Annotated in this window: 22 protein-coding genes and 1 tRNA gene; 17 read left to right on the plus strand and 6 right to left on the minus strand. The window is 40.6% G+C overall.

From position 1 onward, the window contains the following. Positions 1-36 precede the first annotated feature (36 nt). From ABTP35_RS08750 to hemW, 8 genes are all read left to right on the plus strand, one after another. Positions 37-477, plus strand: a complete 441-nt coding sequence (locus ABTP35_RS08750; RefSeq protein WP_375334178.1) for a hypothetical protein — start codon at positions 37-39, stop codon at positions 475-477. 171 nt (positions 478-648) lie between these two features. Next, positions 649-2,874, plus strand: a complete 2,226-nt coding sequence (locus ABTP35_RS08755) for a TonB-dependent receptor plug domain-containing protein (RefSeq protein WP_293296986.1) — start codon at positions 649-651, stop codon at positions 2,872-2,874. A gap of 122 nt (positions 2,875-2,996) precedes the next feature. Then, positions 2,997-3,359: a BlaI/MecI/CopY family transcriptional regulator gene (locus tag ABTP35_RS08760; protein ID WP_252078866.1), complete on the plus strand. Its 363-nt coding sequence runs from the start codon at positions 2,997-2,999 to the stop codon at positions 3,357-3,359. Continuing rightward, complete coding sequence (locus ABTP35_RS08765) at positions 3,356-5,554, plus strand: TonB family protein (protein WP_293296984.1); 2,199 nt, start codon at positions 3,356-3,358, stop codon at positions 5,552-5,554. Before ABTP35_RS08760 ends, ABTP35_RS08765 begins: the two co-directional genes overlap by 4 nt. Further along, positions 5,535-6,680 carry a tetratricopeptide repeat protein gene (locus tag ABTP35_RS08770; protein ID WP_293296982.1) on the plus strand — a complete coding sequence of 382 codons (1,146 nt, stop codon included), beginning with the start codon at positions 5,535-5,537 and terminating at the stop codon, positions 6,678-6,680. The genes ABTP35_RS08765 and ABTP35_RS08770 overlap by 20 nt, the downstream gene beginning before the upstream one ends. Positions 6,681-6,723: 43 nt before the next feature. After that, positions 6,724-7,203, plus strand: a complete 480-nt coding sequence (locus tag ABTP35_RS08775) for a hypothetical protein (RefSeq protein ID WP_252078869.1) — start codon at positions 6,724-6,726, stop codon at positions 7,201-7,203. A 1-nt stretch (position 7,204) separates the two neighbouring features. Continuing rightward, a complete protein-coding gene (gene ruvC / locus ABTP35_RS08780) occupies positions 7,205-7,759 on the plus strand; it encodes a crossover junction endodeoxyribonuclease RuvC (protein WP_293296979.1) in 555 nt (184 codons plus the stop codon). A 97-nt stretch (positions 7,760-7,856) separates the two neighbouring features. Further along, complete coding sequence (gene hemW, locus ABTP35_RS08785; RefSeq protein WP_293296977.1) at positions 7,857-8,981, plus strand: radical SAM family heme chaperone HemW; 1,125 nt, start codon at positions 7,857-7,859, stop codon at positions 8,979-8,981. An 80-nt stretch (positions 8,982-9,061) separates the two neighbouring features. On the opposite strand, the gene ABTP35_RS08790 is transcribed toward hemW, so the two are convergent. Next, the gene (locus ABTP35_RS08790; RefSeq protein ID WP_224835576.1) at positions 9,062-9,685 is read right to left on the minus strand and encodes an FMN-dependent NADH-azoreductase; all 624 of its coding nucleotides are present in this window, start codon (positions 9,683-9,685) and stop codon (positions 9,062-9,064) included. A 64-nt stretch (positions 9,686-9,749) separates the two neighbouring features. Continuing rightward, positions 9,750-10,331, minus strand: a complete 582-nt coding sequence (locus tag ABTP35_RS08795; RefSeq protein ID WP_293296975.1) for a Crp/Fnr family transcriptional regulator — start codon at positions 10,329-10,331, stop codon at positions 9,750-9,752. A gap of 209 nt (positions 10,332-10,540) precedes the next feature. On the opposite strand from ABTP35_RS08795, the gene ABTP35_RS08800 reads away from it, so the two are divergent. From ABTP35_RS08800 to ABTP35_RS08825, 6 genes are read left to right on the plus strand one after another with little or no spacing between them, the layout of a single operon-like run. After that, positions 10,541-11,293 (plus strand): cyclase family protein, encoded by a 753-nt coding sequence (locus ABTP35_RS08800; protein ID WP_293296973.1) that lies wholly within the window; start codon positions 10,541-10,543, stop codon positions 11,291-11,293. Then, on the plus strand, positions 11,294-11,650 hold the full coding sequence (locus tag ABTP35_RS08805) for a DUF4260 domain-containing protein (RefSeq protein ID WP_224835572.1): 357 nt from the start codon (positions 11,294-11,296) through the stop codon (positions 11,648-11,650). Then, positions 11,650-12,273, plus strand: coding sequence for a DUF4230 domain-containing protein (locus ABTP35_RS08810; protein ID WP_224835571.1), 624 nt, complete (start codon positions 11,650-11,652; stop codon positions 12,271-12,273). The genes ABTP35_RS08805 and ABTP35_RS08810 overlap by 1 nt, the downstream gene beginning before the upstream one ends. Before the next feature lies 1 nt (position 12,274). Next, positions 12,275-12,670, plus strand: coding sequence for a Dabb family protein (locus ABTP35_RS08815; RefSeq protein WP_224835570.1), 396 nt, complete (start codon positions 12,275-12,277; stop codon positions 12,668-12,670). Between the two features lies 1 nt (position 12,671). Then, positions 12,672-13,031, plus strand: a complete 360-nt coding sequence (locus ABTP35_RS08820) for an MmcQ/YjbR family DNA-binding protein (RefSeq protein ID WP_224835569.1) — start codon at positions 12,672-12,674, stop codon at positions 13,029-13,031. A gap of 7 nt (positions 13,032-13,038) precedes the next feature. After that, positions 13,039-14,808, plus strand: coding sequence for a DNA mismatch repair protein MutS (locus tag ABTP35_RS08825; RefSeq protein ID WP_293296970.1), 1,770 nt, complete (start codon positions 13,039-13,041; stop codon positions 14,806-14,808). On the opposite strand, the gene ABTP35_RS08830 is transcribed toward ABTP35_RS08825, so the two are convergent. The 3 genes from ABTP35_RS08830 to ABTP35_RS08840 all read right to left on the minus strand — a co-directional run bounded on the left by ABTP35_RS08830 (position 14,805) and on the right by ABTP35_RS08840 (position 18,543). Then, positions 14,805-15,905: a DUF4407 domain-containing protein gene (locus tag ABTP35_RS08830; RefSeq protein WP_293296968.1), complete on the minus strand. Its 1,101-nt coding sequence runs from the start codon at positions 15,903-15,905 to the stop codon at positions 14,805-14,807. The two genes, ABTP35_RS08825 and ABTP35_RS08830, sit on opposite strands and share 4 nt — an antisense overlap. A gap of 110 nt (positions 15,906-16,015) precedes the next feature. Beyond that, complete coding sequence (locus tag ABTP35_RS08835; protein WP_293296966.1) at positions 16,016-18,175, minus strand: M56 family metallopeptidase; 2,160 nt, start codon at positions 18,173-18,175, stop codon at positions 16,016-16,018. A gap of 2 nt (positions 18,176-18,177) precedes the next feature. Beyond that, the gene (locus tag ABTP35_RS08840; protein WP_224835565.1) at positions 18,178-18,543 is read right to left on the minus strand and encodes a BlaI/MecI/CopY family transcriptional regulator; all 366 of its coding nucleotides are present in this window, start codon (positions 18,541-18,543) and stop codon (positions 18,178-18,180) included. 135 nt (positions 18,544-18,678) lie between these two features. On the opposite strand from ABTP35_RS08840, the gene ABTP35_RS08845 reads away from it, so the two are divergent. Beyond that, entirely contained in the window at positions 18,679-19,257 is a 579-nt protein-coding gene (locus tag ABTP35_RS08845) for an alkylphosphonate utilization protein (RefSeq protein WP_293296964.1), read from the plus strand. On the opposite strand, the gene ABTP35_RS08850 is transcribed toward ABTP35_RS08845, so the two are convergent. Then, complete coding sequence (locus ABTP35_RS08850) at positions 19,254-20,642, minus strand: dipeptidase (protein WP_293296962.1); 1,389 nt, start codon at positions 20,640-20,642, stop codon at positions 19,254-19,256. The two genes, ABTP35_RS08845 and ABTP35_RS08850, sit on opposite strands and share 4 nt — an antisense overlap. Positions 20,643-20,813: 171 nt before the next feature. Between ABTP35_RS08850 and ABTP35_RS08855 the strand changes: the two genes are divergently transcribed. Then, positions 20,814-20,895 (plus strand) — tRNA-Leu (locus ABTP35_RS08855). Between the two features lie 501 nt (positions 20,896-21,396). Next, a complete protein-coding gene (locus tag ABTP35_RS08860; protein WP_281139059.1) occupies positions 21,397-23,184 on the plus strand; it encodes a ParB/RepB/Spo0J family partition protein in 1,788 nt (595 codons plus the stop codon). Positions 23,185-23,401: the final 217 nt, after the last annotated feature.

Below are 23,401 nucleotides of genomic sequence, written 5' to 3' on the forward strand. Positions count from 1 at the left end.
TTCGTAGGTAAATTTGAAACCGATTATCAAGCGTTCGTGAAACTGCATAGCGTACATACAAAACCAAGGTTCATCCGAATAGGGTGCGCAGGTATGTGTGTATTTTATTTGATCGGACTTTTTAACAGTCTGGTATTGGAGACCTTGCATGAGGCTGCTCACATTTGGGCCCCTGAAACACATTATCATGGTTTTGCGTCCGATCACGAAACTATCGATTATTCTTCATTGGATGCCATGGCCGGTCACTCGCATGAGGCATTGGAAGCCTTAAAGGAGTTGTTGGTGGCCAACCAACCCGATAAGCAAGAATCTAAAGGTGATTTTAGCCTTAAATTGGACAAACATTTTTTTGAGGACGCTCAAAGAACGTTGAAATTGCATTCTTGGACCGTAAACAGGGGGCATTGGGCATACATAGACTTAACTTCTCTTTGGAGTCAGGGCATAATCACGCCTCCTCCCCAGTATAGCTGAAATAATTTATCGGAATAGTTCTGAATTCGTCACCCTGAACTTGTTTCAGGGTCACAGCATTCAACAGAACATTGGTTGTGAGATGCTGAAACGAGTTCAGCATGACCTTTCTTCAGTTTTTTGATGAATTAGAGAGATAATTTTACACAAATCAAATTAAAAGATAACGACATGAAATATTTTATGGCGGCATTGTCCATGCTTTTTATGGGCACTATTGCTGCACAAAACGTAAAGGGAAAACTGGTGGATGAGGCAGGTTCCCCGATAGAGGATGCTGGTATTTTTAACAAGACCAGCGGTCAACATAGCCATACCGATGGTACGGGCCATTTTGTTCTTGATAGGACTTCGGTGAATGATACGGTCTACTTTTCCAGATTGGGATATGCCACCAAAACTTTGGTGGTGAAACAATCTGATCTTGGCACTTCTTTGACCATTGTGTTGGACGAAAGTTCAATTTCCTTGGATCAAGTAGTCTTGGTATCGGAAGTTGATGCACTTAGCAGATTGGTAGATGTGGATGTTCAGGCGGATCCTGTAAAATCTTCACAAGAAATATTAAGAAAAGTCCCTGGACTCATTATAGGGCAACATGCCGGAGGAGGAAAGGCGGAGCAAATATTTTTGAGAGGTTTTGATGTGGACCACGGAACCGATGTCGCCATCAATGTGGACGGAATGCCGGTGAACATGGTGTCTCATGCCCATGGACAGGGATATGCGGACCTTCATTTTGTGATTCCGGAAACCATAGAGAACATCAATTTTGGAAAAGGGCCCTATTATGCGGACCAAGGCAACTTTAATACAGCAGGTTATGTTGACCTAAGGTTGAGAAAAAGTTTGGAAAAAAATGTGCTCTCCACCGAAATAGGCCAATTTGGTGCCCGTAGGTTTATGGGAATGCTTAATATAATGGACAATCAGAACAGTAATGCTTACTTGGCTTCCGAACTGTACTTGACCGATGGGCCTTTTGAATCACCTCAGAATTTTAACCGAATAAATATTTTAGGTAGATACCGCTATGCATTGCCCGGCGATCAAGAACTGGTATTGACAGCTTCTCACTTTTCCAGCAAATGGGATGCATCGGGTCAAATACCCCAACGAGCCGTGGACCAAGGCTTGATTGGTCGTTTTGGTGCCATTGACGATACCGAAGGCGGAAAAACCAGCAGGACCAACTTTGTGCTCAATCACAATAAAAACTTGGGGATCGGTAAATCAATAAACACCATGGCCTATGTTTCGCATTATGATTTTGAACTGTATTCCAACTTTACCTTTTTCTTGGAAGACCCTGTAAACGGAGATCAAATTAAACAGTTTGAGGACCGAATGATGGCAGGAGCGAAGACAATTTTCCAGAACAATTCGGCCAATTTGGGAGGGCTGGGATTTAAGTACAATGCAGGAATCGGTTTTAGGTACGATAATGTTGACGATAATCAATTGTCCCGTACCCTGAACCGCCAGGAACTGTTGGAGCGTTTGGCCTATGGCGATGTGGATGAGGTGAATGGTTACGCCTTTGCCGGTGCCGAGTTTAAATCGGGTAAATTTACCTTTGAACCAGCACTGCGATTGGATTACTTTCGGTTCGATTACATCAACAAAATGAGCGAGCTGTACGATAGCCGTAGTGAGGAAAAAGTTGCATTCAGTCCTAAATTCAATACCATTTACAGTCCGTCGGAAAACACGCAACTATTCTTGAAGACAGGAATTGGTTTCCACTCCAACGATACAAGAGTTGTTGTAGCCAACGAAGGGGAAGAGATTCTACCGGCAGCCTATGGGGTGGATTTAGGAACCATAATCAGACCAGTGGATAAGTTAGTCTTAAACGCTACACTTTGGACCTTGTTCCTAGATCAAGAGTTTGTGTACGTTGGGGATGCGGCCATTGTAGAACCCAGTGGAAAGACCAGAAGAATGGGACTAGAGGTAGGAGCAAGATACCAACCATTGGATTGGCTGTACCTTTATACAGATGCCAACTATACCCATGCTAGGAGCACCGAAGAGGCCGCTGGTGAAGATTACATACCCTTGGCACCCGATCTTACCATGGCGGGAGGTCTTACCTTGGGAGGTGATCAAGGCTTTTCAGGAGGGCTTAACTATAGGTATATTGATGATAGACCCGCAAACGAGGACAATTCTATCGTAGCGGAAGGTTATTTTGTAACCGATGCCACACTCAATTATAGAGTGAACAATTGGACCTTTGGATTGATTGTGGAAAACCTTTTTGATACGGAATGGAACGAGACCCAATTTGCCACGGAAAGCCGTTTGTTCAACGAACCGAACTCTTTTGAAGAGATTCATTTTACTCCGGGCACACCTTTCTACTTGCGTGGAAAAGTTACTTTAACATTTTAAATAGTTATCCGCCAGCATACCACGCTGGCGGATTTTTAATCGAATTTTTCAACTAAAAAATTAGTTTAAACTAAATATTTAGTTATATTTGTTTTGTATTGAACTAAAAACTTAGTTAAAAAATGAAACAACTCACCAAGGCAGAAGAAGAAGTAATGCAGCTCCTTTGGAAAATTAAAAGGGGCAATGTGGCTGCAATTCTGGAAGAACTTCCGGAGCCCAAGCCAGCTTATAATACCGTTTCTACCATTGTTCGAATTTTGGAGGACAAAGGCTTTGTTTCCCACGAAAAAGTCGGGAAGGGACATGTGTATTTTCCCTTGGTGAAAAAGGAAGAGTACAGCAATCAGCGTCTTACTAAATTGATGGATGGGTATTTTCAAGGGTCGTTCAGCAGTATGGTATCCTTTTTTATGAAGAAGAACGACATCGGCCTAAAGGAACTCGAAGAGATCATGAAGAACATAAAAGAAGAGAAGAAATGATAACGTACATTTTAGAATCTTTGGCCTTTCAACTGCTCTTTTTGTTGACCTATGATCTTTTTTTGAAGAAAGAAACCTTTTTTCAATGGAATAGGGCTTACCTATTGGCAACCTTTGTACTTTCCATTCTGTTGCCTTGGATAAAAATAGAGGCCTTACAAACAACCATGCCTAAAGAATTGGAGACTACAACTGTATTTTTGACTCAATTGGATGGAGTGGTTATAGGACCAGATAGTCCAGAGGTCAATTTTCTTGCAAGTGTACCTTGGCCGTATTTGGTAATGGCAATTGGCGCCATTTTGGCTGCACTTTGGTTTGTGTTCAAGATTTTACAATTGAGTAGGCTTAAGAGTAAAAGTAAGGTGGAACATTATCCGGACTACACCAAGGTGATTATGCCACAAAGCTCTTCAGCGTTTTCATTTTTCCGAAGCATTTTTATGGGAGCCCAAATTAAAAAGGACAAAGAGGCCAACATTTTAGCTCACGAAATGGTACACGTAAAACAAAAACACACCTTGGACCTGCTCTTTTTTGAATTGGCCCGAATTGTCTTCTGGTTCAATCCATTGGTGTATATCTATCAAAATAGAATAGCTGAATTGCATGAGTTCATTGCCGACGAAAAAGCGGTAAAGCAAAATAAACAGGCACATTTTGAGATGCTGCTGTCCGAAGCTTTCCATACACAGAACATCAGCTTTGTCAATCAATTTTTCACAAAGTCATTAATCAAAAAACGAATAGTCATGTTACAAAAAAAGAAATCCAAGGCCGTATGGCAATTAAAGTATGTGTTGTTGATGCCTTTGGTGTTGGGAATGTTGATATATACTTCTTGTGAGAGTGAATTAAAAGCCAATAATACCGACGAGGTAACTTCACTTGAGAATGGTGTCAATCACGATGATAAAAATCATGTAATTACTTTAAAAGTGGGTGACATAGCCTCATTGACGCATGAAGAGAAAGATATGCGAGCTCAAATTTTAAAGGAAATACGTAATAGGAATGAGGAGTCTATTTTAGAAATAGTCGATAAGGAAAATCGTAAGGTTAAAATACAACTAGAACAGGAAAATCGCAAAATTAATATTTATGTGGATGGAGACACTTCCGAAAACAAAGTTGGTGGGATTTCAGTACCCTTTGCTGTAATCGATGAGGTGCCAGTTTTCCCTGGATGCGAAGATGCCGAAGATAAAAGAGCATGTTTTCAAGAAAAAATACAAGAGCATATCCGCAAAAACTTCAATTACCCCAAAGCCGCCCAAGAACTGGGAATTCAAGGGAGGGTCTCTTCCATATTTACTATCGATGCAGGTGGAAACATTGTTGATATTAACATGAGAGGACCGCATGAAATTTTAGAGGAGGAAACCCAACGGATTCTATCAAAATTGCCACAAATGGAGCCCGGAAAACACAAGGGAGAAGCCGTAAAAGTACCTTTTTCCATACCAATAGTTTTTAAGTTGGATGCCGTAAAACAAGAAAGCTATGACCAAGAAACTAAAATTTCTGTTCCTTTTGCCACGATAGATGAGGTCCCGGTCTTTCCTGGTTGTGAGGGCGCAGTAGATAAAAGGAAGTGTTTTAATGAAAAGATTGTAGAACACATTAAAAAGCATTTTAATTATCCCGAAGAAGCTAAGGAAAAAGGTGTTCAAGGTAGAGTGTCCGTAGTGTTTACCATAGACGCCAATGGAGAAATTTCAACCATAAAAAAACGAGGACCAGATGTAATCTTGGAGAATGAAGCGGAAAGAATCATTAAACGTTTGCCCAAAATGCAACCGGGAAAACATAAGGGCGAAACCGTAAAAGTACCATTTGCCATTCCTATTACATTTAGATTGAAAAGCCAGACAAACGATGCGAATAAACAAGAAGATTCCCAGAAAGAGGAAATGAAAGTAGGGGGAATTTTGGACAATAGAAACAATACTTCTTTGTTCATCGGTAAAGTAACCGACCACAAATCCATGGGAATACCCGGAGTCACTATTTCTGTAGTAGGTAAAGACCAAGGCGTGATTTCAAATTTTAGTGGACACTTTGAGATTGCGGTAGAACAAGGTGAGGTACTTAGTTTTCAATACATTGGACTTCCCAACAAATTGGTTCGCGTGGACAAAAAAGAATTTTTAATGGATTTGATGAAAACCACAGATGCGGAAAATAAGGGTTAGCTATATAATATTGATTTTGTTCTCGTTCAAAGCCGGTGCACAAACATCGGCTTTGTCCGTTGCAGATAGTTTGTATGCTATAGGTAACTACACCTCGGCCATTAACCAATATGCAAAGGTGGATTCTCCAAATTCGAATCTTCAGATTGCACGGGCGTACAATGCCATAGGAAATTATGAAAAGGCCATTGTCCAGTACACCACAACCTTGGACAAAAAACCTGATTTTGAGATTGCCCGTTTTGAATTCGGCAAACTTCTGTTGAAAACCAAAAAGTTTGGATCTGCCTTGGAAACCTTCCATGCCCTGTTATCGTCCAAAAATCAGAACCCAGAGTATTTCTATTATTTAGGCCGGACCTACGAATCGGTAAATAAAACCGACAAGGCGAACAAAGCTTTTAAAACGGCAGTAGAAATGGACAATACCCATCTGCGGAGTTTGTACGCCTTGGGAAAATATTATGTGGGTCAGGAAATCAAGGATTCCGCCCTGGTATTTATTGATAAAGGACTTAGGTTTTACGAAAATGATGTTGCTATGATCAATTTAAAGGCCTTGGCTTTTTATAACAACGGTCAGTTTCAGTTGGCAATTCCCCACTTTGAAAAATTATTGGAATTGGGCGAGGAAAAACCTTTTGTATTCGAAAAACTTGCATTTTGCTATTTTAGGAACTGGCAGCCCCAAAAAGCATTGGAAACGTATCACAGATTGAGCCATTTTCCGGATAAAATAGCTGCGGCATATTTAGGCCTGGGCGATGTGTATTTTGAGGAAGAGCAATTGGACAGTGCGCAGTTTTATATCCAAAAATCAATCGAAGCGCGAATGGCCCTATTCCCGCAAGAATATGCCAGCCTTGGCCGTATCGCCAGACTAAAGGGAAATACCAAAAAAGCCATGGATTACTATGTAAAAGCATGGGAAGAAAACAAGGACAACTATTTGAACTATTATCAGGTTTGCACCTTGGTCGATGAATATTACAAAGATCCAAAAACACGTTTATCCTATTACGAAAACTTGCTCGATATGTACCCCGATTTGGTTCCGTACATTAAGGAAAGGGTAAAAAAACGTGTCAGCGAATTAAAGGAGGAAATCCATTTTGCGGGGAACTGATTTCTTCAAAATGTCGTAATTTCAGCCAAATTTAGGGGCTGTCATGCAGAAGTTTGTTTTGTTAATCATTTTAATGGGTCTGTTCGTATCCTGTGAGTTGTTCGAATCCAAAGAGGACAAGACCCAAAAACTGGTCAATGAGGAACTTTTGTCCATAGATTGGAACGATGTGGATCAATATCCACATTTTGAGGATTGTGATGAAACCGCTTCCAAAGAAGCCCAGCAAGAGTGTTTTCAAAACCTGATTACCGAGTATTTTTCCGAAGCCTTGGCAGGACTACAATTTCAGGTTTGGAACGATATGAACGATACGGTATATGTTGATTTTTTGATAGATGAACATGGTTTTATCTCGGTATTGAATGTAGAGGAAAAGACCTCTGTACTGAATGAAATATCGGACTTTAACAACAAAGTTTCCGAACGCTTGAACGATTTGACCACCGTTGCACCTGCATTAAAAAGAGGAAATCCGGTAAGCCTGCGATTTAGGCTGCCGTTGGTACTTAACACCGACTAATTTGGCATCAGAAAAGATAATATTGGGAATAGACCCTGGTACCACGATCATGGGTTTTGGAATCATTAAGGTGATCAACAAGCAAATGCACTTTGTGCAAATGAACGAGTTGATGCTCAAAAAATATGATGACCCCTACACTAAGCTCAAGCTGATTTTTGAGCGTACCTTGGAGCTTATCGATACCTACCATCCGGACGAGATTGCCATCGAAGCCCCTTTTTATGGAAAAAATGTACAGTCCATGCTCAAATTGGGCCGTGCGCAGGGCGTTGCCATGGCAGCAGGTCTTTCGAGACAGGTGCCGATTACCGAATACATGCCCAAGAAGATTAAAATGGCCATAACCGGAAACGGTAACGCCAGTAAGGAACAAGTGGCACGAATGCTTCAAAGTGTCCTAAAGTTAAAGTCACTCCCAAAAAATTTGGATAGTACAGATGGTCTGGCGGCGGCAGTTTGCCATTTCTACAACGAGGGCAGGGTAGAAGTTGGAAAAAGTTACACGGGTTGGGAGGCTTTTGTGAAGCAGAATGAATCTAGAATTAAGAAATAATTTAAGAACATCGCTAAAAGCTAAAAGCTAAAAGCTAAAAGCTAAAAGCTAAAAGCTAAAAGCTAAAAGCACATTGTTTACTGTTAATTGACAATTGATGTCCGGAATTTATATCCACATTCCATTTTGCAAACAAGCTTGCCATTATTGTGATTTCCATTTTTCCACACAATTGGGAAAAAGGGAGGCCATGGTAAAAGCTATTGCCCAAGAATTAAAACTGCGAAGACCCGAGATGCGGGGAGGCATCGAGACCATCTATTTTGGAGGAGGAACCCCATCGGTGCTTTCCAATGACGAAATTGAGTTCCTGATAAAATCCGTTTACGACAATTACAAAGTAATTGATCGGCCCGAAATTACATTGGAAGCCAACCCAGATGATTTATCCAATAATCGAATCATCGAATTATCCAAAAGTCCCGTAAACCGCCTTAGCATCGGTATCCAATCTTTTTTTGATGAAGATTTAAAGCTGATGAACCGTGCCCACAATGCTTCTGAAGCAGAAAAATGCATTAAAGAGGCCACCCAGTATTTCGATAACATCACTATCGACCTTATTTACGGCATTCCTGGTATGACCAATGAACGATGGAAAACCAATATCCAAAAGGCCTTGGATTTTGGATTGCCCCATATTTCCAGTTATGCACTAACGGTAGAGCCTAGAACTGCCCTCCAAAAATTTATTGAAAAAGGTGTGGTTCCCAATGTGGACGACGAGCAGGCACAAGAACAATTTTATACTTTGGTGGATACCTTGGAAGCCCATGGGTTTGTGAACTACGAAATTTCCAATTTTGGGAAACCAGATTATTTCTCCAAGAACAACACGGCATACTGGTTGGGCAAATCGTATTTGGGTGTAGGGCCATCGGCACATTCTTTTAATGGCAAACATCGAAGTTGGAATATCCGCAACAACCCCATCTACCTTAAAAAAATAGCAGAGGGTGTCCTGCCATTGGAAATTGAGACCCTATCCACTCCCGATAGGTACAACGAATTTGTAATGACCGGCCTGCGCACCATTTGGGGTGTAGATTTGGAGCAGGTAGCTACAGATTTTGGAGAGCGCTATGCGCAATACCTTGATCAACAAGCTGCAAAATTTCTTGAACAAGAATTACTGCTTATCAAAGATGGTAAACTGCTCACGACCAAAAAGGGTAAGTTTTTGGCAGATGGGATTGCAAGCGATTTGTTTTTCTTACGGTAATCTCAAATACTCCAGTTCAAGTGATTTTTCTTTACAAAATCCCTTTAAAACCTTATTAGAACCCGAGTTGGCAACTGTTATCAAATATTCTGGATCTTTTGGTAGATTTCTTTTTTGGAGTTCTCGAATATTTCTCCACCAAACTCTTCATTGTCCAAAGAAATTATGGAAATGTCCTTTATTCCCATAATCCCGAAAACAAATTTCAAGTAGGTTGTTTGGAAATTCATATGCTCATTTTTCTCGTTCTCTCCATAGCCCGTATCCCCTCGACTTGATAGGATGAACATTTTTTTGTTCTCTAGCAACCCAACATAATCCCCGTCTGGCTTGCCCGAACGGAATTTCCAGGTCTCGTTAATTCTCATGATTTGGTCGATGTAGGATTTTAGTCCGCTCGGAATGGACCAATTGTACATGGGTGTTCCCAAAACATATACATTATGTTCCTTAAATTCTTTGATCAATGCATTACTGAGTTCAACCCCCGTCTGATTTTCGTTTGTCCTTTCCTTGGGGCTTATAAATGCACTGGCGATCCATTTTTCATTTATGGGCGGGATTTCCTCCAAGCCCACTTCCCGATAAGTAAATTGGTCGTTGGGATTTTTCTTTTTCCAGTTATCCTTAAAAAGCTCTGTTAGTTTTCGGCTGTGCGACCTTTCCTTTCTTACACTTGCGTTGATGATCAATACCTTGTTCATAATTCAAAATTTTTGTTTGTGGGACAAAATTCCGAATCTGGACAATGAAAAAAATTGACCTAGTTCAAGATGCTTCGATTTTTTTGCGAATTCGGCTTAAAAACTCGGCGGAAATCCCCAAATACGATGCTATGAGGTAGTTGGGGACTTTGTCGGAAATTTTAGGGTAATTTTTCAAAAAATCCAGATAGCGTTGTTCTGCATCAAAAATCTTATTTAAGATAATTCTCCTTTGTAAACTCCCAAGGTAATTTTCCAGGATGATTCTAAAAAAACGTTCAAGCTTTGGAATCTGCTTTAACATTTCTTGAAAAGAACTATGATGAATCTGTAACAATATGGTTTTTTCAATGGCTTGAATGTTGTAGATGGAAGGTTGTTGTTTTTGAAAGCTATCGATATCCGTTGCCCACCAATTTTCAATAGCAAAATATAGAATTTCTTCCTTTCCTGTTTCTGGATCTATATAAAAGGCCTTTAGCACCCCGTCAACGACAAAATTGTCGGTGCGGCATGTTTGCCCGTTTTGCAAGAGATAATCACCTTTTTCAAGGGTTTTCTCACTCCAAAACCCCTTAATTAAGTTCTCTTCTTCGGAACTAAGTTCAATGTGCCTGGAAATGGCTGCGATTAGTTGCGCTTTCATTAAAAATTGTAGCCGATTTTATCCGTCGATACCCAAACGTGTTCAGTATAGGTATGTGAAGTTAGTCGTTTTTTAAGTAAAAACTAGATTCATTCTACATGGGGATATCCCATATTCATTTAAATTCCTGAAACAACTCAAAGCAACACATATAAAAATTGCATTTATCAAATGAATTGACTTAATTACTCCAAACAAGTTACGCATAGATGATAGCCTCGATAAAACACAACTCAAGAAACTATAAAATAGACCTTGCCCAGCCTCTCGATATTTCCATACCCCTTAAAGGCGGGGACAAAAATGTAAATGCGTGGTACCTGGGGCCGCCAAAAATAGAGCCGCACGAACAAGATGGTTTTGTGGGCAAGGTATCCGAAGGAGCGCCGGTAAATTTTAACGATGTCTGGTTCAATCCGCACTCGCACGTTACACATACCGAGTGTTTGGGCCATATTTCCGAAGAATTCAATTCCGTGAACAAAAAACTTAAAAAGTTTTTCTTTTTTGCCGAGGTGATCACGGTGGCCCCGGAACAACAGGCCAACGATTTTGTGATTTCCGAAAAACAGATTAAATACGCCTTGGGCAATAAAAAGAGACAGGCCATTGTGATCAGGACCCTGCCAAATTTGGGAGATAAGAAGTCCAGGCACTATTCGGATACCAATCCACCTTATTTAACCGAAGCCGCGGCCAAATATCTGGTAAAAAAAGGTGTGGAACATTTGTTGATCGACCTGCCATCGGTGGATAAGGAAAGAGATGGGGGAGAGCTTTTAGCACATAAGGCCTTTTGGAACAAGAGCGGAAAGCCAAGGCAAAAAGCCACTATTACCGAATTTATTTATGTGCCCAACAAAGTGGAGGATGGAACTTACTTTTTAAATCTACAAGTGGCCCCTTTCGAAAACGATGCCAGTCCCAGTAGGCCCGTACTTTACAAAATTGAAACAAAATAGATGAAAACAGTACTTAAATTGGAAGAAGCCATGATGTTACTATTTGGTTTCTTTATTTTTATGCAACTTGATTTGCAATGGTGGTGGTTTTTAATATTGATTCTTGTTCCTGATATAGGAATGGTAGGGTACCTGTTCGGAAATAAATTGGGAGCGACAATCTATAACATATTTCATCATAAAGGGATTGGGATTTTACTTTATTTAATTGGCGCAAGTTTTTTAGATATGCCCATTTTAAAGTTATGTGGAATAATAATATTTTCACATTCAGCTTTGGATAGAATGTTGGGATATGGCTTAAAATATGAAAAAGGATTCAAGTTTACCCATTTGGGTGAAATAGGAAATAATTAATGGGAGACGTCGTCGACATAATTTTAGGATTGATTTTGGGAGCCATACTTATGTATTGGGTCTTTTCACTGTTCCGTAAAAAGAGGAATAAAGAGATTACCGAGGAACAATCCACCGTTATCTTGAACAAGATTCGGAGCGTCTGTAAACTGGTTTCCGTAGAAGGGGATTTTGCCGAAATCTACCATTACGAAAACACCAAGGACAGTTTTATGAGCCTGTTCCGCAGCAAAAAAAAGGCGTTAATTGTTATCAAGGCCAAGGCACATATAGGTTACGACCTCAATAAATTGAGCCTAAAGGCCATAAATGATAAAAAAACAATAGTATTGAGCCATTTTCCGGAGCCAGAAGTACTGTCCATTGAGCCCGACCTACAATTTTATGATATAAAAAACGGAATCTTCAATAGTTTTTCCCCCACGGATTTAACCAATCTAAATCAAGAGGCCAAGGAACATATCAAACAGAGAATCCCAGAAAGCGGTTTAATGCAGACAGCAAAGAACGAAGCTTTGCAGGCTGTATTGGTAGTGGAAAAAATTGTGGAGACCATTGGCTGGAAACTCGATTACTCCGCATTGGAAATATCCGAACAGGAAAAACAAAAAATAGAAAGTTAAGATGAAAACTAAATGTATAGCTCTCCTTTTGATGGGGACAATTTCTGCAATGAGCTTTGCCCAGAACAAGACCCAGACTACATTTGACCCTACTTTTACACATGTCGTTTACTTTTGGTTCAAAAACCCCGACAGTAAGGCGGATAGAGCTACTTTTGAAGCTTCACTGACCAAATTTCTGAACAATTCCCAATACGCCAAAACAAAGTTCATTGGCAAGCCCCCTAAAGCCGTTCGGGATGTGGTGGATGATTCGTTCACTTATTCGTTGATATTGACCTTTGCGTCCGCCGAAGATCAAGCCGCTTACCAGGCTGAACCGCCACACCTTGTTTTTATTGAAGAGTGTGAAGACCTTTGGGAAAAGGTGATTGTTTACGATTCCAAAGGTATTTAAAATGAATATTGAGGAGTTTAGGGAAGTTTGTTTATCCAAGAAGGGCGTAACAGAAGAATTCCCGTTTGATGAAAGTACATTGGTATTTAAGGTTATGGGGAAAATGTTCGCGTTGGCACCTTTGGAACGTATCCCGACCCAATGCAATTTAAAATGTGATCCCGAAAAATCCGAAATTCTTAGAGAAGAATACGATGGGGCAATTATTCCCGGCTATCACATGAGTAAGAAACATTGGAACACTATTTTTTTGGAACAATTACCGCCGAAATTAATCAAGGATTTAGTAGATCATTCCTATGATTTGGTCGTATCTGGTTTAACCAAAAAACTTCAGCAGGAACTTAGAGATTTAGATTGATTTTTTAATGACGGACCTACACGAATTTTATACGGCTCAAAGAAATATGTTCGAAGCTGAACGTAAACAAAAAAAGAGAACGCTCTCTCTTTTGGCAACACTTCGTCTTTCCGTTTTCGTAGCTTTTTGGTTGGCCATTTATGTATTGTGGGGTTCATCGGCCCTAGTATTTTTACTTCCAATATTAGTGGTCTTGTTCCTTTTTTTGGTAACACGGTTCAGCAATGTGAAACGTTACAAAAAGTATCTGGACAGGTTGGTGCTCATCAATACCAACGAACTGGAAATTTTACAGCGTCGATTCCATCATTTACCGGATGGTAAGGAGTTTATGCGACCGGACCATCCTTACGCCCAAGATCTTGATCTTTTTGGAAGGGGGTCTTTTTATCAATATACAAACCGAACAACCTTGCAACAAGGGCGTCAAGTTTTTTCCGATCTTTTGTTGGATGGATATCCTAAGGATATTATCAAAAAACAAGAAGCAATAAAGGAATTGGCCCAACTCCCCGAATGGCGACAGCACTTTTCGGCTTTGGCAGGGGAGACCCGACCTAAAACATCCCCGGACATTGTTTCCGATTGGATGAGGAATCACAAAGCAATTACCCCAAAATGGGTGAGGTTCGGTGCGCCTTTATTTGTATTGGCTTCCCTATTTTTTATCAGTGCCGCCATTATGGGTTGGGTCCCTGAAAGTTTGGTGCTTTTCTGGTATTTTTTGGGAATGACCATTGTGGGCAGGTATGCCAAGGGCATTTTGGAATTTTCTGTCAACGTTTCCCAAGCACAGGATACTATTCAGCAGCATCAACGATTGATCGCGGAAATAGAAGGACAAAGTTTTAAATCGGGACTGTTGCAAGAACTGCAGGCAACATTAACGGTAGAAGGAGAGCGAACCTCCAGTGTTTTGAAACGTTTTTCGCGGAGCATGACCATGTTGGAACAACAGTACAACCTAATTGTTTCCATTTTTGGACAGGGCTTGGGGCTGTACAGTCTTTATTATGCCAATCAAGTGGAGCGCTGGATGGATAAGTATGGTACAGAGGTGGCCGATTGGTTTTCTGCAATAGCCCAGTTCGATGCTTATATTAGCTTGGGGACCTATGCATTTAACCATCCCGACCATACCTATCCTATTTTGGTCGATGGCCCCACCGTGCTCAGTGCGAAAGCGGTAGGTCATCCGTTGGTTGACCCAGAGAAGAACGTTCTAAACGATATTGAAATTGGAAAAGGACGTTTTTGCATAGTTACAGGTGCAAATATGGCCGGTAAAAGCACATTTTTAAGAGCTGTTGGATTACAAATCGTTATGACAAATATGGGATTGCCGGTCAAGGGCAAAGATGTTAAATATGCCCCGGTACGTTTGTTAACGAGTATGCGTTCCTCCGATTCTTTGGCAGATGAGACTTCCTATTTTTATGCTGAGCTCAAACGCTTAAAATATATTGTGGAAGAATTGGACACAGGGGACTGCTTTGTAATCTTGGATGAGATTTTAAAAGGTACCAACAGTGTGGACAAGGCGGAGGGCTCCAAAAAGTTTGTGGAGCGATTGGTGAAAAATGGTTCTACGGGAATGGTGGCCACCCACGATTTAAGCCTGTGCACTTTGGCAGAAGAACTCCCCGAGGTGGAAAACCGTTATTTTGATGCCCAGATCATCAACGGAGAGTTATTTTTTGATTACAAGTTCAAAGAAGGCGTTTGCCAAAACATGAACGCCTCTTTTCTGCTAAAAAATATGGGGATTGTGGATTAAAGCCCCTTTACCTGCACATTATGAAAGGAGTCCGCTTGTAAACGCAACAATTCTTCTGCCTTTTCTTTTTTGTAGCGATAGAGTTCCTCCTCGTTTTTAATGTCGGCATAGATCTGCTGGTTGATCTCTCCTTCTGTGGCCAACAATAATTTGCGCTGTTCCACCTTTTGGGTCACCCAAGTGGCTACCACACTTTCCTGTTCTTCAAATTTGTAATCGAACTCCCCTTTGGGCGCCAATAATTTGGCAATGATCGGTGCCGTTTCAATCGCCAAGAACAATAAGAAGATAAAAAAGGATGGGAACCAGGGCAATTTGCTCAAAGCGTTAATACGTGCCATGAGTCCATCAAAACCATCAATAATAGGTTGTGAATTGGTGACAGCGGTAGTGTAATCGGTTTCCAATGCCGCTATTTGGGCCTCGATGTTTTCAATTTTTGAAGCGTTTGTTTTTTTCAAACTGTTCAATTCCGCTAAAGCGGCATCATGCTTCTCACGTTTCTCTTCATAAACGGGGCCTTTGCCCAACAAACCAGTTCCAGCAGTACCTTCTGCTTCGGAAATGTAAGTATCGTAAAGCGCATTGGTCTCCGCTTCCTTGGTGGCAACCTCTCCTTTTAGGCGGGCAATGTCTTGGTTCAGGCTTTCAATTTTTGGAGTGAATTGCAAGGCCAATTGTTCCTTGTTGTTCAAGGTAAGGGCATTTTTCTCTTCCAATAACACTTGGTTGATTTCCTTTTCAAAAATCTTCATTTCCAAAGGCTTGGAAATCACTACGGCAATGATCAAAGCGAGTACAATCCGTGGGGCCGCTTGGAGCAACTCCCCTTTAAAATTATCTCGCTTTTTAATTGTGGAAACAATATATCGGTCCAAATTGAAAATGAGCAAACCCCAAATCAACCCAAAGAAAATGGAGGTGTAAATATTATCGAATACGGTGAAAAGTGCATAGCCCGAAGCTATAAAAGCCATTACGGCCGTAAAGAATACGGTGGCACCAATGCCAGCATATTTGTTGCGCTCGCCATTGGAGCAGGTTTCAAGAATGTTGGTGTCGGCTCCCGAGCAGAAAATAAAAAAACGTTGAAGCATTATAGTGTTCTGATTTGATTGATAGAGTATTAGAACGCAATTTTGTATGATTTGTTACATAAAAAGCCCCATTTATGGGGCTTTTAACATTATTTGAAATTTGGTGTATGTTAGTTATCTATCACAATGGGATCGGTTGATAGTTTTACCACAGGACGGGCACCATGGGCTTCGCGGGCATCGATATTGATGTGTTGGTTCTTTTGAACTACCTCAACGGCCTCTTTTGCCGATATGGCTTTGCAATTGTAAGTGAAAGATGCTCCTTTTTCCGCCATTTCTTTCACGTGTTCAATAGGTTTTGGTGGTGCTGGGGGCGCTGGTGGTACTGGAAGATTTTTAGGGTTCGCCTCATTCACCGGTTTAGTTGCTTTTGGCGCCTTGTGAGATTTAGGAGCTGGTGGCGGAGTAGGAAAATCCGGAAAGGGCTCCGCATCATCACGTTGTTTCTGAGACATTTTTTCATAGATTTCTTTTAGGCGCATCACATCTTTCTTTTTGATGGTCATATTACTGCGGTCCATAGCGTTGTATTTCTTGGCCAAGGTATTGTACTCCTTCATTTCTTCCCTGGAGGCACTTTGTTGTATGGTGTTCTTGGGCCCAACAATATTGATTGTGGCCGAACCATATTCGGTAAGTAGTGCATTGACCTTTTCGATAACACTCTGTGGAGTATTGCTCTCAACTTTCACTATGGATCGGACCATTTTGTTCCGCTGCTCGGTAGTTAGGTCACCATTGATTTTATAGAGCTCTTCCTTTAAGTTTTCCAAAGTAACCAACTTGTACTGGAACATTAATTGTCCCTTATTGTTGATGTGGATCTCTATTGGGTTAACGGTTTTTTGACCAATATTTTTGGGTAGACATTCGGGGAACGGCTGGGCCTTGCTTTTTTCTGCCTCGTCCATTTTTTTATAGATGTTTTCCAATAGCTTAAGATCCTTTAGTGGGATAATTCGTTCTTCAACAGGGACTGCATTATATTTTTTGGCCAATTGGTTATAAATGGCCATATCCGATCGGGCAGCAGTGTTTTCTACAATCGTCATTCGGTCGGCCTTTAATATGGTGGTAGAGGGTGTAAGCGGAATATGATCGGAATATTGTCCTTCTTCCATAATCACTTCGCCGGCCATTATTTTAATAAGGTCGATCCCCGTTGTTCTTATCTCTGCGGCAATATTGTTTAGAAAGTTTAAATGAACGGGATGTTCTACGTTGATCTCTACCTTGGTTTCCTCCGCATTAATGGTACGAAGGTAATCTTGCTTCAAAGTCTGGGCAATTTCCTCATACTGAACCATCTTATTTTCTATTCGGACGCTGCCGTCAGCATTAAGATCCATCTGGATAATTTGATCAATGGTTACATCTTTTTCTATCTGCCGTGTTTCGGAAAACCCAAAAAGAAGCAATGCGGTCAGTGGCAAGAGCAAAAAGCTCTTGAGTACAAATGATTTTTTTGTTGTTTTTGTTTTCATGACTGTAAAACGTTTTTTGATTGATGAATAAGTTATGGCATTAGCAATGCCGGTCGACTGATGTGTGATATGTCCATCGTGCGATAAGTACGATAGGATCGTATTTTGATAATGTGAATGGTCGCTGTTCTTTTGAATCACTGCACTATCTGCCAAAAACTCGTGGTTCAGCTTAATGGAAGATTTAAAAAGATAGATCAACGGGTTAAACCATAACACCACTTGAAGCAGCTCAATAAACAAGATGTCCAGACTATGTTTTTGTTTGGCATGGGTCTCTTCGTGTAAAAGTACTTCTTGCGGTATGCTTTTATTCTCGAATTGTTCTTGGTTCAAAAAGATAAACCGGAAAAATGTATGGGGCGGCATGGGTTGCTTAAGCAGTACCCGGGTAATAAAATTATCCTTGTGCTTTGGGTTTTTACGGATACGGGACCAAATCTGTGCAAGATGGCCTATAAAGCGAAACCCGAAGCCTAAGACCCCCAGGCCATAAATGCTCCATAGTACAGGCCCCCAACTAAAATTTTCCTCTTGTACGGCATTTTGGGGCGCTTGTGTAGTGGGTAAATCGGTTAAAATTGGAATATTCTCCATCTCCGTGGATGGTAGGGCCTCGATATATTCTGTAAAAACCATATTTGGAATCAAAAAAGAGGCAATTATAGCGGCCACAAGGTAAAATCGCTTAAAATGGTGGATGCTTTCCCTTTCCAGTACCAGTTTGTAAAAGGCTAGAAAAGCGGTCAGGCAAGCTGTGGATTTTAATAAAAGGGCCAGCATAGTTATTTCTTTTTGATTTCGTTGTCGATCAATTTTTTCAGCTCTTCGAGCTCGGTTTTGGTCAAATCCGTTTCTTGGGCAAAAAAGGAGGCGAACTGGCTTGCACTATCGTTAAAAAAGTTTTTAATGAGCCCGTTTACATGCTTGGAAAAGTAATCCTTCTTTTTTACCAGTGGATAGTATTCCCTACTTCTTCCAATTTGATTGTAGGCGACAAAACCTTTGTCTGTCATTCGCTTTAAAAGAGTCGCAACCGTGGTTGTGGCCGGCTTTGGCTCTGGGTAGGCATCCAAAAGGTCCTTCATTACGGCTTTTTTTAATTTCCAGACAATGTTCATTAACTCTTCCTCGGATTTCGACAATTGCATTTTCGATTGTTTAAAAAAAATTGCTCTACAAACATAGAATAAAAATTTTAATTCTACAAATGTAGAGTTGTTTTATGGTGTTAAAAGGTTTTATCATCTTCTAAAAATGTTAAGTTTGCCCATAAATAATTCATTATGGGGTTAATCGACGAATTACGTGAACGAAGTGGAGGAGTTTGCGAATTGAGCGGTGTAGCGGAAGATTTAATCATTTATGAGGTTCCACCAGTTTCCACGGGAGGCTTGGATGGCAGTATTTTAATAAGTCGAACTTGTAAAGATCAAATAGAGAACCCGGAGACAACAGACCCGAATCATTGGAGGTGTTTAAACGATAGTATGTGGAGCGAACACGATGCGGTAAAAGTTGTTGCTTGGCGAATGCTCAGCCGTTTAAAATCCGAAGGCTGGCCGCAAGATCTTTTGGATATGATGTACATGGACGATGAAACTTTGGCGTGGGCGAAGGCAACTGGCGAAGGTATGTCGGACAGTGAAAAAATTATCCACAGGGACGTGAATGGCAATATTTTGGAAAATGGAGATAGTGTAGTGTTGGTGAAGGACCTGAAAGTAAAAGGGTCGAGCATGGTCGCAAAACAGGGAACCGCCGTTAGACGGATTTCCCTGGATCACGAAAATGCTGAATATATTGAAGGTAAGGTAGATGGTCAGAATATTGTGATTGTGACCAAGTACGTAAAAAAACTCTAGCCCTTCATTTCGGTATAATATTTATAAAAGTAAGGGATGGTCTCTATGCCCTTTAGAAAGTTCCATACGCCCAAATGTTCGTTGGGCGAGTGTATGGCATCGCTGTCCAGACCAAAGCCCAAAAGGATTGTTTTACTGTCAAAAACATTTTCGAACAAGGCAACGATCGGAATGCTTCCTCCCGTCCGTTGCGGTACTGGGGTTTTTCCAAAAGTGGTTTCCATGGCCTTGGATGCCGCTTGGTATCCGATACTATCGATCGGGGTAACATAGGCTTGTCCACCGTGGTGTGGTTTTACCTTTACTTTTACACTTTTTGGCGCCAGCGATTCAAAATGTTTTTGGAACAGTTCTGTAATCTCGTGCCAATTTTGATCGGGAACCAATCGCATGGATATCTTGGCATAAGCCTTGCTCGCGATTACTGTTTTTGCACCTTCGCCTGTGTAACCGCCCCAAATTCCATTGACATCCAAGGTAGGTCGGATACCGAACCTTTCCGGTGTTGAATACCCTTTTTCTCCATGTACATCGCCAATATCCAAGGATTTTTTATAGGCTTCCAGGTCAAAAGGGGCTTTGGCCATTTCGGCACGTTCTTCGTCCGAAATAACTTCAACTTTATCATAAAACCCTGGAATGGTAATATGGTTGTTCTCATCGTGGAGTTGCGCAATCATTTTGGCCAGCACATTAATAGGGTTGGGTGCAGCGCCTCCGTAAATCCCGGAATGCAGGTCCCGGTTGGCACCGGTAACTTCTACCTCTACATAACTTAGTCCTCGCAGTCCCGTGGTTATGGACGGGGTATCGTTGGCAATCATACCGGTGTCCGAAATCAGGATAATATCGTTTTTAAGTTTTTCACTGTTTTCCTTAAGAAAATCCTCTAAACTATCGCTTCCTACTTCTTCTTCACCTTCGATCATAAACTTTACGTTACAGGGCAAAGCGTTGTTGTTGATCATATATTCAACGGCTTTCACGTGCATAAAGAACTGTCCTTTGTCGTCGCAGGCCCCACGGGCAAAAATGGCACCGTTGGGGTGTAGATCGGTGTTCTTGATCACGGGTTCGAAAGGAGGGGAATCCCAAAGATCGATTGGGTCCGGCGGTTGAACATCGTAGTGCCCATACACCAAAACAGTAGGTAAATCGGGGTCAATAATCTTGTCGCCATACACCACTGGATAACCTTTGGTCTCGCAAATTTCGGTGTTTTCGCAACCAGCGTCCTCCAATGATTTTTTTACCGCTTCCGCAGTTGCCAGAACATCATTGGAATAAGCCGGATCCGCACTAATGGAGGGGATTTTTAGTAGGTCGATCAATTCGTTGATAAATCTGTCTTTGTTCGTGTTGATGTAATTATTTATGTCTTTCATATATGAATTAAAAAGGACCCTAAAAGTACAAAAAACAAGTTTTTAAGGGGAGTGCATTTGCAAATCGGAAAATTGATTTATATTTGCACTCCAATTCGCGGGTGTGGTGGAATTGGTAGACACGCTAGACTTAGGATTAAACCAAATAAAAAGTGTTAAATTGCACTTTATGCGGGTGTGGTGGAATTGGTAGACACGTCAGACTTAGGATCTGATGCCGCAAGGTGTGGGGGTTCGAGTCCCTTCACCCGCACAAAAGCCGAAGAGAAATCTTCGGCTTTTCTTATTTAAAAATTGGCACTAAAAATTATACAGGTACAACATAGGTACAACATTTTGTCTTTTTTAGGGTGTAAATTTCAAATAGTATCATTTGTGATTTTTCGATATTGATTGCTATGAAATAGTCCTTTGTTAAAAAAAGTCTAGCGATTTTTATCATTTTACTTAAGGAATTATAGTTTCCAAGTCGCTTAATTTTTGCCACAGAAAAGTATAAATATAGTACAAGTTCTTGCTCTCAAGCTTCTATTTTCATCAGAGAAAAAGTATTGCAATTAAGCGCGTTGGATAGAAGTTTTTTTATCATACAATATAACCGCAAGTTAAACTCGTAAAATACTTCCATCAAAAGACTACGGCATAAAGCCGACGCTTCTTCCTTTACTCATTTATTCCGTTTCCTTTTGAGCCAAGATTTTAGCTTCCGTTTGTGTTTCTGCTCAAATATTGTTTAATCTAAAATTTGAGTATTATGACAACAAAAGCGAGTACCAAGAGAAAGCGCAGTCGAACAAGAGTTGCTGCCAAAGTCGAAGTGAACGGAAAACCAACTACAGCACTTCAAATTGAGAACTTACCCATTGGTAAAATCAAGCCTGACCCTAAACAACCAAGAAAAACCTTTGATGAGAAACAGTTACAACAACTTTCTGATAGTATCAAAGAGTTCGGTGTCTTACAACCGATAACCGTTAGAAAATCTGGAAAGAATTTTACTATTGTAATGGGTGAACGTAGGTATCGTGCTAGTAAATTAGCCGGAAAGAAAACAATTCCCTGTATCGTAAGGACTTATGAGAACAATGACGTCCTTGAAGTACAAATTATCGAGAACTTACAACGACAGGATGTTGAACCCACCGAAGAAGCCGAGGCGATTTCTTATCTGAGCGATAAGTATTCACCTTTAGAAATTGCGAAGCGCTTAGGAAGAACGGATAACTTTATTAGACAACGATTGAAGTTGGCTGGACTGATTGACGGCTTCAAACATTTTGTGCGCAATGGCGAAATGACGATTTCATTGGGTGTTGGTGTGGCTCTCTTTACACCAGAAGAACAACAGATGATGCTGGAAACGATGGGTGATAATTTTAAGGCACATCAAATCAACAGAATGATTAACGACCAGACCTACGATTTGGAAAAAGCACCTTTTGATGTTGCGGATAAAAAGTTAGTCTCAAAAGCTGGTTCCTGTGTAGAATGTCCATTCAATGCAGCCAATCAAGGAAATCTTTTCGGCGAAGGTAAAATGGTTTGTACCAAATCGGCTTGTTTTGAGACGAAAAAAACCAAGTCGTTCCTGAACCTGATTGAAAAATCCAAGAAAGAAAACATACTGTTAATTCCAGAAATACGACAGTATTGGGCAAATGAAGAAAAGAATCAGCTTATTATTTCCCAGTTTGAAAATAATGGGTTGAATGTCTATTTGCTGGATGATGTTGAAATCATTGAAAGCCCAATCAAGCCAACAATGGATGCCATTAAGGCTGAATATCAGCATTATGATTATTCTGAAGCTGAACTGAAAGCAGAGCTAGAAGAAGCAATACAGAGTTACAAGGAAGACCTAAAAAAGTTTAATTCAGCCAAGGACAATGGCTTCGTGAATGGCGCCGTATTCCATCCCGAGACCTACCAGCATAAAGAGATTTTCGTAAAAGTGGTTGAGAAATCAGAGAATGATTCTACTGAATATTCTGAACCATTGACCAGTAGAAAGATGGTAGATTGTACGCCCAAGGAACAAATCATCAAAATCAACGAAAGGGAAATCCGGAAGAAGCAGATAGAAAACAATAAGCAATTTGAAGAAATTGTCGAAATGATAAGAGAGACCAAATATGTCGATAAAAAGAATGCGCTTTCGACTGATGAGATGGTCGCATTTTCAATATCACTTTTTGAGAATAATGTAGATTATACTGGTCAGCAGAAATACTTTTCAGGACTTCTGAATTATACATCAAAAATGACACGGGTCGAAATGGTAGAACATTTCAGAAAGAATTTCAAAAAAGAAATTTTTTATAGGCTGATACGCTATATCTTGACCAAACAGGTTCATTTTGGCGAAAGTAACCACGTCAATAATTTAACGAATATTTCATTCTACAATGCGATGCAAGGATATTACAAATCCAAGATTTCTAGTATCGAGAAAGAATATGAGGAAAAGAGAAACAAGCGTGAAGCACGTTTGAAAGAGCGGATTGCAGTTCTCGAAAAGAAAATTCAGGAACTCAACGATTAGCTTTTGTTGTTTGAAGAAGGGTCGGCATTCGTGTCGGCCCTTTTTCTTTTAATTCAAAATACGGTCGGTGCAGGGAAAAATAATCAATCAATATCGGTGCAAAGGTAAACTCGTAAAATACACCTATCAAAAGACTACGGCATAAAGCCTACTCACCATCCATCGCTTATTTATTCCGTTTCCTTTTGAGCTGAGATTTTAGCTTCCGTTTGGGCAA

This window comes from Flagellimonas alginilytica, from assembly GCF_042134605.1.
GTDB classification, from domain to species: domain Bacteria; phylum Bacteroidota; class Bacteroidia; order Flavobacteriales; family Flavobacteriaceae; genus Flagellimonas; species Flagellimonas alginolytica.

What these genes read in the sequence shown, in the direction of transcription:
- ABTP35_RS08850 (WP_293296962.1), bottom strand. Translation starts at nt 20,642, where the DNA reads ATGAAAGACATAAATAATTACATCAACACGAACAAAGACAGATTTATC.
- ABTP35_RS08765 (WP_293296984.1), top strand. Translation starts at nt 3,356, where the DNA reads ATGATAACGTACATTTTAGAATCTTTGGCCTTTCAACTGCTCTTTTTG.
- ABTP35_RS08815 (WP_224835570.1), top strand. Translation starts at nt 12,275, where the DNA reads ATGAAAACTAAATGTATAGCTCTCCTTTTGATGGGGACAATTTCTGCA.
- ABTP35_RS08770 (WP_293296982.1), top strand. Translation starts at nt 5,535, where the DNA reads ATGCGGAAAATAAGGGTTAGCTATATAATATTGATTTTGTTCTCGTTC.
- ABTP35_RS08760 (WP_252078866.1), top strand. Translation starts at nt 2,997, where the DNA reads ATGAAACAACTCACCAAGGCAGAAGAAGAAGTAATGCAGCTCCTTTGG.
- ABTP35_RS08755 (WP_293296986.1), top strand. Translation starts at nt 649, where the DNA reads ATGAAATATTTTATGGCGGCATTGTCCATGCTTTTTATGGGCACTATT.
- ABTP35_RS08830 (WP_293296968.1), bottom strand. Translation starts at nt 15,905, where the DNA reads ATGCTTCAACGTTTTTTTATTTTCTGCTCGGGAGCCGACACCAACATT.
- ABTP35_RS08800 (WP_293296973.1), top strand. Translation starts at nt 10,541, where the DNA reads ATGATAGCCTCGATAAAACACAACTCAAGAAACTATAAAATAGACCTT.
- ABTP35_RS08810 (WP_224835571.1), top strand. Translation starts at nt 11,650, where the DNA reads ATGGGAGACGTCGTCGACATAATTTTAGGATTGATTTTGGGAGCCATA.
- ABTP35_RS08860 (WP_281139059.1), top strand. Translation starts at nt 21,397, where the DNA reads ATGACAACAAAAGCGAGTACCAAGAGAAAGCGCAGTCGAACAAGAGTT.
- ABTP35_RS08840 (WP_224835565.1), bottom strand. Translation starts at nt 18,543, where the DNA reads ATGCAATTGTCGAAATCCGAGGAAGAGTTAATGAACATTGTCTGGAAA.
- ABTP35_RS08835 (WP_293296966.1), bottom strand. Translation starts at nt 18,175, where the DNA reads ATGCTGGCCCTTTTATTAAAATCCACAGCTTGCCTGACCGCTTTTCTA.
- ABTP35_RS08795 (WP_293296975.1), bottom strand. Translation starts at nt 10,331, where the DNA reads ATGAAAGCGCAACTAATCGCAGCCATTTCCAGGCACATTGAACTTAGT.
- ABTP35_RS08845 (WP_293296964.1), top strand. Translation starts at nt 18,679, where the DNA reads ATGGGGTTAATCGACGAATTACGTGAACGAAGTGGAGGAGTTTGCGAA.
- ABTP35_RS08820 (WP_224835569.1), top strand. Translation starts at nt 12,672, where the DNA reads ATGAATATTGAGGAGTTTAGGGAAGTTTGTTTATCCAAGAAGGGCGTA.
- hemW (WP_293296977.1), top strand. Translation starts at nt 7,857, where the DNA reads ATGTCCGGAATTTATATCCACATTCCATTTTGCAAACAAGCTTGCCAT.
- ABTP35_RS08825 (WP_293296970.1), top strand. Translation starts at nt 13,039, where the DNA reads ATGACGGACCTACACGAATTTTATACGGCTCAAAGAAATATGTTCGAA.
- ABTP35_RS08790 (WP_224835576.1), bottom strand. Translation starts at nt 9,685, where the DNA reads ATGAACAAGGTATTGATCATCAACGCAAGTGTAAGAAAGGAAAGGTCG.
- ABTP35_RS08805 (WP_224835572.1), top strand. Translation starts at nt 11,294, where the DNA reads ATGAAAACAGTACTTAAATTGGAAGAAGCCATGATGTTACTATTTGGT.
- ABTP35_RS08775 (WP_252078869.1), top strand. Translation starts at nt 6,724, where the DNA reads ATGCAGAAGTTTGTTTTGTTAATCATTTTAATGGGTCTGTTCGTATCC.